Origin of the sequence: Micromonospora sp. URMC 107 (assembly GCF_051386315.1) — a bacterium.
GTDB lineage: Bacteria > Actinomycetota > Actinomycetes > Mycobacteriales > Micromonosporaceae > Micromonospora.
The window spans coordinates 1-10,467 of record NZ_JBPQTK010000168.1; the positions used below are offsets into that span (position 1 = coordinate 1).

General features: G+C 76.9%; 8 protein-coding genes and 1 pseudogene. 2 read left to right on the forward strand and 7 right to left on the reverse strand.

Annotated features, from left to right (window positions below):
- Window positions 1–7: 7 nt before the first annotated feature.
- The 4 genes and pseudogenes from ACSNN9_RS25730 to ACSNN9_RS25745 all read right to left on the reverse strand — a co-directional run bounded on the left by ACSNN9_RS25730 (window position 8) and on the right by ACSNN9_RS25745 (window position 7,625).
- Window positions 8–703 (reverse strand): ABC transporter ATP-binding protein, encoded by a 696-nt coding sequence (locus ACSNN9_RS25730; protein WP_436675781.1) that lies wholly within the window; start codon window positions 701–703, stop codon window positions 8–10.
- Window positions 699–1,676, reverse strand: a pseudogene (locus ACSNN9_RS25735) (ABC transporter ATP-binding protein); the annotation flags it as partial. The gene ACSNN9_RS25730 and the pseudogene ACSNN9_RS25735, both read right to left, overlap by 5 nt.
- A 2-nt stretch (window positions 1,677–1,678) precedes the next feature.
- Window positions 1,679–4,426, reverse strand: a complete 2,748-nt coding sequence (locus ACSNN9_RS25740) for an FtsX-like permease family protein (protein ID WP_436675782.1) — start codon at window positions 4,424–4,426, stop codon at window positions 1,679–1,681.
- Window positions 4,427–4,430: 4 nt separating this feature from the next.
- Entirely contained in the window at window positions 4,431–7,625 is a 3,195-nt protein-coding gene (locus tag ACSNN9_RS25745; protein ID WP_436675783.1) for an FtsX-like permease family protein, read from the reverse strand.
- A 160-nt stretch (window positions 7,626–7,785) separates the two neighbouring features.
- On the opposite strand from ACSNN9_RS25745, the gene ACSNN9_RS25750 reads away from it, so the two are divergent.
- Entirely contained in the window at window positions 7,786–8,079 is a 294-nt protein-coding gene (locus ACSNN9_RS25750; RefSeq protein WP_436675784.1) for a hypothetical protein, read from the forward strand.
- Between the two features lie 12 nt (window positions 8,080–8,091).
- On the opposite strand, the gene ligD is transcribed toward ACSNN9_RS25750, so the two are convergent.
- Window positions 8,092–9,117 (reverse strand): non-homologous end-joining DNA ligase, encoded by a 1,026-nt coding sequence (gene ligD / locus ACSNN9_RS25755; RefSeq protein WP_436675785.1) that lies wholly within the window; start codon window positions 9,115–9,117, stop codon window positions 8,092–8,094.
- A 47-nt stretch (window positions 9,118–9,164) separates the two neighbouring features.
- On the opposite strand from ligD, the gene msrB reads away from it, so the two are divergent.
- Complete coding sequence (msrB, locus tag ACSNN9_RS25760; RefSeq protein ID WP_357879028.1) at window positions 9,165–9,578, forward strand: peptide-methionine (R)-S-oxide reductase MsrB; 414 nt, start codon at window positions 9,165–9,167, stop codon at window positions 9,576–9,578.
- Between the two features lie 68 nt (window positions 9,579–9,646).
- Here the strand turns inward: msrB and ACSNN9_RS25765 are convergent, their stop codons facing one another.
- Together ACSNN9_RS25765 and ACSNN9_RS25770 are read right to left on the reverse strand one after the other, a co-directional pair.
- Window positions 9,647–10,222 carry a DUF305 domain-containing protein gene (locus tag ACSNN9_RS25765; RefSeq protein WP_436675786.1) on the reverse strand — a complete coding sequence of 192 codons (576 nt, stop codon included), beginning with the start codon at window positions 10,220–10,222 and terminating at the stop codon, window positions 9,647–9,649.
- A gap of 67 nt (window positions 10,223–10,289) precedes the next feature.
- Window positions 10,290–10,467: carbohydrate-binding protein (locus ACSNN9_RS25770; protein ID WP_436675787.1), on the reverse strand; the 178-nt coding region annotated here is incomplete at its 5' end.

The following is a 10,467-nucleotide window of genomic DNA, read 5'->3' on the forward strand; positions in this document are numbered from 1 at the left end:
GGGTGGGTCAGGTGGGGAGGAGGTGGCCGTCGCGGAGGGTGAGGACGCGGTCGGCGAGGTCGATCAGGGTCGGGTCGTGGGTGGCGACCAGCGCGGTCATCCCGCGGGCGTGCACGACCGCCCGGAGCAGGTCCATGATCGACCGGCCGGTCTCGGAGTCGAGCTGGCCGGTGGGCTCGTCGGCGATCAGCAGGTCCGGCTCGTTGGCCAGGGCCCGCGCCACCGCCACCCGCTGCTGCTGCCCGCCCGAGAGCTCGTACGGCCGCTGGCCCGCGTGCCCGCCGAGGCCCACCAGCTCCAGCAGCACCGCCACCCGCTCCTCCCGCTCGGCCGCCGGGACCCGCGCCAACCGCAGCGGTACGCCGACGTTCTCGGCGGCGGACAGGATCGGCACCAGCCCGAAGGTCTGGAACACGAAGCCGACCGTGCCGCGGCGAAGCTCCAGCAGCTCCTTCTCCCCGGCACCGGTGACGTCGTGCCCGGCGACCACCACCCGACCCGAGTCGGGCCGGTCCAGCCCGCCCACCAGGTTGAGCAGGGTCGTCTTGCCCGCCCCGGAGCGCCCGCGCACGGCGACCAGCTCGCCCCGCCCGGCCGAGAACGAGACGTCCCGTACGGCGTGCACGGCGTGCTCGCCACGGCCGAACGTGCGGCTGACCCCCTCCACCCGGACCACCTCGTCGGTGACCGTGGCACCCGCCACCGCCCCGGTCGCCCGGGCGCACCTCCACGTGGTCCGGCTCCAGGTTGAGCCGCACCCGGTCGCGCAGCGACAGCGCGTCCACGAAGGGCGCCGGCAGCTGCATCCGGCCGCTGCGGTCGAGCACGGCGTACTCCTCGCTGACCAGTTCGGTGCTGCCGTCCGCGCCGATCCGCGCGGTCCGGCGTACCTCGGAGGCGGTCCGGCCGTCGCGTATCGCGACGGTGCGGCGGACCTGGGTGGCCACGGCGTGGTCGTGGGTGACCACCACGATGGTGACGCCGAGTTCGGCGTTGATGGTGCGCAGCGCCGCGAAGACGTCGGCTCCGGTCGCCTCGTCCAGCTCACCGGTCGGCTCGTCGGCGAAGAGGACCTCGGGATCGTTGGCCACCGCCACGGCGACCGCGCAGCGCTGCTGCTCGCCGCCGCTGAGCTGCCCGGGCCGCCGGTCGGCGCAGTGGCCCACCCCGACCATGTCGAGCAGCTCGCGGGCCCGCTCGCGGTGGGCCCGCCGACCGCCCCGCCGCCCGGCGAGCCGCATCGGCAGCTCGACGTTCTCCAACGCGGTCAGGTACGGCAGCAGGTTGCGGCCGGTCTGCTGCCAGACGAATCCGACCATGCTCCGCCGGTAGCTCAGTCGCCGCCGGGTGGAGAGGTTGAGCAGGTCGTACTCCCCCACCCGGGCGATGCCGGCGGTGGGCGTGTCCAGCCCGGAGAGGATGTTCAGCAGCGTCGACTTCCCGGAGCCGGAGGCACCGACGATCGCCACCAGCTCGCCCCGGTCGATGACCAGGTCGAGCCCCTGCAGGGCGACCACCTCCACCCCCTCGGTCTTGAAGATCCGGACCAGGCCGTCGCAGACGATGTGCCCGCGCAACCGGTCCCGGCCGCCGGCCCGCTCGGCCGCGCGCTGGGCGGCCCGCTGTTGCAGGGCGGCCAGGTCCGGCACGGCGGTGGTTTCCGCGGTAGCGGTCATTGTCAGTTCTCCTCTCCGAGCCGGAGCACCTCGCCGAGGCGCATCCGGCGGTTGTTCAGGGCCTCGACGGCGACCGCGAAGCCGAGGGCGAGTGCCCCGAGGGCGACGACCGCGGCCGCCAGGCCGGGCTCGAACGCCACCCGGACCTCGACGCCGTCGGTGAAGGCGGACAGGCCGAGCACCGGGGTGAGCAACAGCGGCAGGGCCGTGCCGACCAGCGCACCGGTCACCACCGAGACGCCCACCAGCGGCGCCAACTCCACCAGCAGCAGGCCGCGCCACTGGCGTCGGGACAGGCCGAGGGTGCGCAGCCGGGAGAGCACCTGGCCGCGCTCGCGGGCCCCGGCGAGCACCGTGAAGGCGATCGCGAGCAGGCCGAGCACGGTCCCGCCGGCCGCGCCGGCGGTGAAGCCGAAGGCGAGCACCCCGTTCGCGCCGCCCTCCCCCACCTGCCGGCGGGTGTCCGCGAAGGTCAGCACCTCCACGCCGCGCGGGCGCTCCCGGCCGGTGACCGCCCCGCCGGTCTGGAAGCGGGACTGTCCCGCGTCGCCGGCCCGGCGCAGCGCGTCGCCGTCCAGGTCGTCGCCCGCCACCAGGAAGCCGGTCGGCACGGCGGCGTAGTCCCGCCGGGGCAGGGACTGCCAGGGCAGGACGACGAACCGGCTGCTGTCCGCGCGCAGCAGCGGGAAGCTCTCCGCCTGCCCGGCGACCCGGAACTCGTACCGCTGGCCCTGGGCGCTGACGAAGGCGGAGCCGGCCAGGCCGGCGTCGGCCAGCTCGGCGGCGACCGTCGGGGAGACCACCGCGGGCAGCGGGCCGGCTCCCCCGGCCGGGGCGAGCAGCGCCGCCGGCACCGTCACGTCGACGTCGGCCTCCCGGACGATCCGGGCCAGGGCCGGGCCGTCGACCATGAGCACGGTCACCCCGCCGAGCCGGGTCTCGGTGCCGATCGCGTCCTTCGCCAGGCGCTGGCCCGCCTCGTACAGCACGGGACTCGCGGCGCGGACCCCCGGCAGCCGCTCCAGCTCGGCGCCCGTGTCCGGGGCGATGCGCTCCCCGAGGATCAGGGCGTCGGCGGGGACCACCCGGCTGGCGGCCCGGTCCCGGCTCGCCTCGATCCCGGCGGCCGTCACCGCGCAGAACGCCGCGGTCGCGATGGCCAGCACGACGACCACCACCGGCAGGGCGACGACGGATCGGCCGGCCCGGGCGGTGCCCAGGAAGGCGACGCTGCCCCGGGCCCGGGCCGCGAGCCGGCTGACCAGCCGCAGCGGCCACGGGTACAACCGCATGGCGACCACCGCCGCGGCCACGGCCAGCAGCACCGGGACCGAGACCAGCAGCGGGTCGACCTCCCCGGGGGTGAGGCCGCGGCGGCGCAGCAGCACGACCGCGAGGCCCGCGAGGACCAGCAGTCCCGCCTCCACCGTGAGGCGACGCGCGGAGGGGCGCGACCGGATCAGGTCGTTGCGCCCGGTGCCGCCGGTGGACGCGGCGAGGGTGGCCACCGGCAGCGCCGACGCCACCAGGACGGTCGCGGCGACGGCGAACCACCGGGTCCCACCCGGTGCCCCCGGGGCGAGACCGCCGACCAGCCAACCGAGCGCGCCGGCGGGCGGGACCACCAGCAACGCCTCGGCCAGGCTGCGGCCCGCGCTCGTGGTGGCCGCCCCGCCCCGGGCGCGCAGCAGGGTGAACTCCGCCCGGCGGCGGCGCACCAGCAACCCGGCGGCCAGCACGACGAGCCCGGTCAGCGTGGCCAGTACGCCCGCCGCGATGACCCCGAGCACCGTCCGGGCGCTGTCCACCTCGGCGGAGAACTGCCGCAGCGGGATGTCCAGCCCCTGCACGACGTTGCGCCCGGCCGCCTCCCGGGTCAGCTGCTGGAGGCCGTCGATCACCTGGTCCAGCTCACGGGCGTCGATGCCCTCGGCGCCCAGGCGGTAGCGCCAGCTGAACGTCAGCGGCCAGCCGGCGACGGCCTGACGGTTCAGCGCGGCGGGGTCGACGACGCCGACGGCGATGAAGGGCTGGCCGTCCCCCACCGGCTCGACGACGCGCGGCAGCGGCGGCAGGCCGTCCCAGAGCCCGTCGGTGTCGGCGCGGGGCTGGAAGAGACCGACCACGGTGAGCGGGACGCGGGGCGGGGAGTCGGGCGAGGACGGCTCCGGGGGGATGAGGGTGAGCCGGCTGCCGAGCCGCAGGTTCAGCTTGCGGGCGACCTCCGCGGCCAGCGCGACCTGCACCGGCTGGTCCTTCGGCGCGTCGGCCGGCCAGCGCCCCTCGACCAGCGTGCCGGCCTCCTCGATCCCGGGCACGGCGCGCAGGCCGAGGTGGACCAGGAGGTTCTTCGCCGCCAGGTCCGGCCCTCGCACCAGGTTGGCCCCGGTCTCCCCGGTGAACCACCGGTGTTCGACCATCCGCCGTACGACCGGCGGCAGCCGGCTCTCCAGCGCCGCCAGGTCGACCTGGTGCGCGCCCACCAGGGAGGTGTCGTTGTCCGTCGCGACGAGCGGTCCCGTCGAGTACGTCACGTCCCGCTGCTGCGGCGGCACGGCGCCCAGGTGCGCCCGCAGGCCCTCCTGGGCGTGCCCGTTGACGATCCTGGGCACCCCGCTGATCACCAGCGTGGCGACCAGCGTCAGCGCCGCGAGGAGCAGGAACTGCCCGCCGTACGCCCGGACCCGGCGGACGATCGCCCCGATGCTCACCACGCCCCGTCTCCGCTCCTGGTCGTCCGTACGCTCCACCCGGTCACCGGTCTCCCCCGATCCGCAGCTGCGCCACGGCCACCCGCTGCCGGATGCCGAGGGCGATGAACGCGCTGAAGGCGAGTGCCGCCAGCAGCAGGCCGAGCGCGGTCAGGCCGATGGGCAGCCAGGGCAGCACGAAGGCGGCCTCCGGCACCGGCCGGCCGGCGGACGGCGTGAGGATGACCAGCGGGGCCATGGTCGCGCCGACCGCGGCGCCCAGCAGCAGGCCCACGCCGACGCCGATCCCGGCCAGGAAGGTCTGCTCGGCCAGCAGCGCCCGGGCCAGCAGCCGGGGGCTGGCGCCGAGCGTGTGCAGCACGGCGAACTCCCCCAGCCGGTGCCGGGCGGTGGCCCAGACGTCGACGACCAGGCCGACCAGGGCCAGCAGCACCGAGCCGAGCGCGGCGGCGAGCAGCCCCGTGCGCGCCCCCTGCCAGTACGGGTCGTCGGCGGCCCGCGCGGCCACCTCCCGCCGGTCGAGCAGCGTGGTGCCGGCCAACCCGGCCGCCGCGCGGGCCGCCTCGGCGTGGCCGTCGCCGGCGGTGCTCAGCCACCACTCCGCGACCGGCCGGACGCCGCCCCGGTCCCGGACCAGCCACTCCGCCGCCGCCGGCAGGTCCAGCAGCACGCCCTCGCCGGCCGTGGACGGCACCTCGTCCAGCTCGCCGACCAGCGTGACCGGCACCGTCGCGCCGGACAGCGCGAGGTTGACCGTCTCACCGACCCCCAGGCTCAACGCGTCGCGCACGGCCGGGGTCATCAGCGCGGGCACCGGCCGGTTCTCGCCGGCCGGCACCACGGCGAACCGGCTCGGCGGCTGGAACGCGAACCGGCCGCCCGCCCGGTACTCGACCTCCCACTCGGCGCTCAGGCCGGTGGCCGTGACCGGCGCGCCGACGGGCTTGCCCTGGCCGTCCACGGCCACCCACTCGCCGGTCAGCGACGCCGGCCGGGCCGCGCCGTCGGCGCCGACCAGCCGCAGGTCCGACACCTCCACGCGGTACGCCTGCCCGCGCGCGCTCCCGCCGTCGACCTCGAAGCCGGACAGGCGCACCGGGCCCTCCCCGGCGGGGACGGCGACGGTGAACGGCGCCGGGCGGCCGTCGCTGCCGCTGCTGCCGGCCGGCAGCCGGAAGGCCAGCCCGTCCGCCCGGGTCAGCAGCACCCAGAGGCCGACCCGGTGCGGCGTGACGGCGGCGCGCACGGGCGTGCGTACCGTGCCGGTGAGCGACCGGGTGCCGGCGGGCAGTTCCAGGCCGGTCGGCGCGCCACGCGCCCGGGTCAGCCGGTCCAGCAGCGCCGGCGCCGGCTCGTCGGTCAGCCGCTCGTTGAGCCGCAGCACGTCGGCCGCGGCCGCGGCGTCGAGGCTCACCACCGTCGTCGGCAGGTCGCCGCGGCCGAGGCGGATCTCGTCCCGCCAGGCCGGCAGCGCCTCGCCGACGCCGGGCAGCGCGCCGAGCTGACCGGCCCGGGCGTCGGGTGCCGAGCCGGTGCGCTCGATCACCCGCAGGTCGGCGCCGACGGTGTGGTCGGCCTGGTCGGCCTGCGACAGCTCGCCCGTGGTCACCAGCGACCAGGCCAGGGTGCTGCCGCCGACGGCGAGGGCGAGCAGCAGCACCGGGCCGGCGTGCGGGCGCCGCCCCGCCTGCCACATGCCGAACATGGTGGCGGTCCACGGCCTGCGGTCGACGAACCGCTCGGCGAACCGGGTCGCGGGCGGCAGCAGCCGCAACGCCACGACCGCGCCGGCCAGCACGCCCAGCGTCGGCGCGGCGACCAGCAGCGGGTCCACCCCGAGCCGGCCGGCCGCCCCGGCCACCGGCGACGAGTACTGGCGCAGCTGGGTCCAGGCCAGCACCGCGAAGCCGACCAGCACCAGGTCGAGGCTGGCCCGTTGGACGCTCGCGGCGCGGGTGGGACGGGACCGGGCAGCCATGTCGGCGACGTACGTGCCGGCCCCCCGCAACGTCGGGACGACCATCGCGACCAGGCAGCCGGCGGCGGTGGCCGCCGCGGCGGCCCAGACCAGCGTCGTGTTGCCGGGCGAGAGCGTCAGCGGGGCGGTGCCGCCGGTACCCACGTGCCGCAGCGCCTCGCCGGCGATCAGGGGCCCCAGCACGCCGGCGGGCAGGACGACCAGGGCCGCCTCCCGGGCCGCCAGGCCGGCCAGTTGCCGCCGCGCGGCGCCCCGGGCCCGGAGCAGCGCGGTCTGGCTCCGCCGGTCCTCGTGCAGCAGTGCGGCGACGAGCACCAGGGCGTACCCGCCGAGGACGACGATCAGCAGCAGCGGGGTGGCCAGCGAGGAACGGCCCACCAGGTCGGCCCGGGTGACGCGGTCGAGGAGCCGGTCGATCGCCGTGACGGTCTGGCCGGAGGAGCCCAGCCCGGCCGCCTCGGGCACCTCGACGAGGGCCGTGGTGAGCGCCTGCCGCACGTCGGGCAGCCGGCCCGCGCCGGCCGCCGCCGCGAGGTCCGGCTCGACGACCCAGGACGCCGACACCGGGCCCGGGTAGGTGGTGACGAAGTCCGCGGGGTCCAGCACGAACGGCCCGTACGAGGTGCCGGGGTCCGCGACGCTGCCGGCCCCGACCCCGGGTGCCAGCCGCCAGTACGCCTCGGCCGGGTCGCGGGGCCGCCAGGTTCCCGCGAGCACCACCGTGCTGGCCTCGTCGGAGCGGCGGTCCAGCATCGGCACCCGGTCGCCGGCGGTCATCCCGAGCGCGCCGGCGACCTTCTCGGGCAGCGTGACCTGCATCGGGGAGGCCCCCGGGGTGGGCCAGGCGCCGCCGGTCAGCTCGGCGTGGCGGGGCAGGTCGTCGAGGGTCGCCAGGCTGGCGAAGACCGGGTCGTCGCCGTCGGGGACCACGGGCCCGAGGTCGCCGGTCAGCTCGCGGCCACCGCCGTACCGGGCGGCGCCCACGGTGACCGGCGTGCCGCCGAGGCCGGCGGCGAACCCGTCGCGGACCGCCCGGTCCCGGGTGGCGAACTCGGCCGCGTCCCGGCCGGCCGCGCCGCTCACCAGGAGGCTGCGCTCCTCGAACGACGCCCCGCTGAGCAGCGCGCGCTGGCCGGCCTCGACGGCCCGCCGGTTGTAGTCGGACAGCCCGGTGACCAACGCGACCGCCACCAGGGCCGCGACCACCGCGGCGAGCAACAGCCCCCGCGCCTCGCGGGCCCGCCTCCACACCAGCTTCATCCGACGCCCTCCCCTGGCCCGGAGTCGGGCCGACGATCAGGGAGAGCGGCGACGGGCCGGGAAAGGTTCGCGCCCGTTACTTGATCGTTATCCGGCAGCGTCGGCCGGCGGTCCGGGCGGGGGGGGCGGCGGGATGGCGCGGGTGTGCTTCGATCGCCGGATGGAGATCGCCCTCACCGTCGCGATGGTGGCCGTCGTCGCGCTGCTCGCCGCCCAGTTGCCGGGCAGGGCCGAGCAGGCGCGGACCGCGTACCGGCTCGCCGAGATCGATCGCCGGCTCCGGCTGGTGATGGACCACCTGGGCGTGGTGGACGCCTCGCCCGTGCCGCCCGAGGTGGCGCAGCACCTGGCCCGGGGCGACAAGATCAAGGCGATCGCCGCGTACCGGAAGGCGACCGGCGCGGACCTGCGCTCGGCCAAGGAGGCGGTGGAGGCGTACGGCGACCGGCGCTGACGGCGCGGGCGGTCAGCGGGGGCGGTCGCGGTCCTTGGAGGGCTGCACGCGCTTCGGCTCGCCGGGCATCTTCGGGTGGTCCGGCGGGTACGGCATGTCGCCCTGGCCGGTGGCGGCGTCCCGGTCGGCCCACTCCAGCAGCGGGCTGATGTCCCACGCGGTCTCGTCGATGCCGGCGTGCGCGTCGCCGCGCTCGGCCAGCCGGGCCGGGACGGTGCGCAGGTCGAAGTCGTCCGGGTCGACGTCGAGCAGCTCGTCCCAGGTGACCGGGGTGGACACGGTGGCCCGGGCGTTGGCCCGCAGCGAGTACGCGCAGGCGATCGTGCGGTCGCGGGCCATCTGGTTGTAGTCGACGAAGACGCGCTCGCCCCGCTGCTCCTTCCACCAGGCGGTGGTCACCAGCTCCGGCCGGCGCCGCTCCAGCTCGCGGGCCAGCGCGATGGTGGCCCGGCGCACCTCGGTGAACGTCCAGCGTGGCGCGATCCGCAGGTAGACGTGCACGCCACGGCCGCCGGAGGTCTTCGGCCAGCCGGTGGCGCCCAGCTCGTCGAGGAGCCCGCGCAGCTCCCCGGCGGCGGAGGCCGCGTCGGCGAAGTCGGTGCCGGGTTGCGGGTCGAGGTCGATGCGCAGCTCGTCGGGGCGGTCGACGTCGGCGGCGCGCACCGGCCAGGGGTGGAACACGATGGTGCCCATCTGGGCGGCCCACGCCACGTGGGCCAGGTCGGCCGGGCAGAGCTCGGCCGCGCTGCGACCGCTCGGGAAGCTGATGGTGGCCGTCTGCACCCACGGCGGCACGCCCCGCGTGGGCACCCGCTTCTGGAAGAACGCCTCCCCCTCGACGCCCTCGGGGAAGCGCTGCAACGTGGTGGGACGGTCGCGCAGGGCGCGCATGATGCCGTCACCCACCGCGAGGTAGTAGTGGAAGACGTCGGCCTTGGTGAAGCCGCGCTGCGGAAAGATCACCCGGTCGGGGCTGGTCAGCCGGACGTCGCGCCCGGCCACCTCGATCTGTTCGGCCGCGGCCTTCGTGCCACCCATTGCGCGACCATATGCCACACCCCCGACGTCCGGCGTACCGTTGGCGGGTGAGTCTTGACGAGAGTGAACTGCCCCGTACCGAGGAAGAGTGGCGGGTCCGGCTCAGCCCGGAGGAGTTCCGGGTGCTGCGGGAGGCCGGCACCGAGCGCCCGTGGACCGGCGAGTACGTCGACACGAAGACGCCGGGGACCTACCACTGCCGGGCCTGCGGCGCGCAGCTCTACCCCAGCGACACGAAGTTCGACTCGCACTGCGGGTGGCCCAGCTTCGACGACGCGATCCCCGGCGCGGTCAAGGAGATCGAGGACCGGAGCCTCGGCATGGCCCGCACCGAGATCCGCTGCGCCCGGTGCGACAGCCACCTCGGGCACGTCTTCCGGGGCGAGGGCTTCACCCCGAAGGACACCCGGCACTGCGTCAACTCCGTCTCCATCCGGCTGGAGCCGCGCGCCGACGCCTGAGGCGTCCCCCGGCGGCGGGGTCCGGGGACCGGCCGCCGGGTCACGGGCCGACGGCGGCGCGCCCGGGGTCAGGCCCGCCGGCCCGCCGCCAGCCCGGCCATCAGCGAGACCTCGGCCGTACGGGACTGCTCGACGCGCCGGGCGAAGTCGCGTACCCGGGGATCGGCGCCGACCGTCTGGTGCGCCCGGGCCAGGTCGGCCGCCGCGTCCTGGTGCGGGGCGAGCAGCTCCAGCAGGACGCGTTCGACCTGCCCGTCCGGGGCGGTCCGCAGGCGGGCCATGTCCTCGGCTGCGGTCCCGTGGTCTCCGTGGTCGTGCCGGCGGGCGGCCTCGGCGGCGGCCGGCCCGGCGTCGCGCAGCCAGCCGCGCATCGTGGCGAGTTCGTCGGACTCGGTGACCTCGATGGCGGCGACCAGGGTGCGCAGCTCCCGGTCGGTCACCCGGTCGCGGCCGAGCCGCACCATCTCCAACGTCTGCTCGGTGTGGGCCGCCAACGTGGCCAGGAAGACCACGTCCAGGCCGTTCATTCCGGTCGCGGCCGTTGCCGGCGGCGCGGGGGCGGGCGACGCCGGGGCGGTCCGCGCGGCGCAGCCGGGCACCAGCAGCAGGGCGACGAGCAGGGCGACCGTGGGCAGCCGTCGCATGGCGTACTCCGATCCGAAAAAGGGGTGACGGGTGCGGCGCGCGCGGCGGCGGGTCGCACCCGTCCGGTCAGACCTGGGTCCAGAGCGCCGGCACGTGCGGCGGTTCCCAGCCGGGGAGCGCGGTGTGCGCCTGCCGGCAGCGGTACGTCAGGCCGCCGTAGGTGACCTGGTCACCGACCTGGTACGCCCGGCCCGCCGTCCAGGTGCCGCCCGGCGCGGGCGGGGTGGTCGGGGCGGCGGTGGGG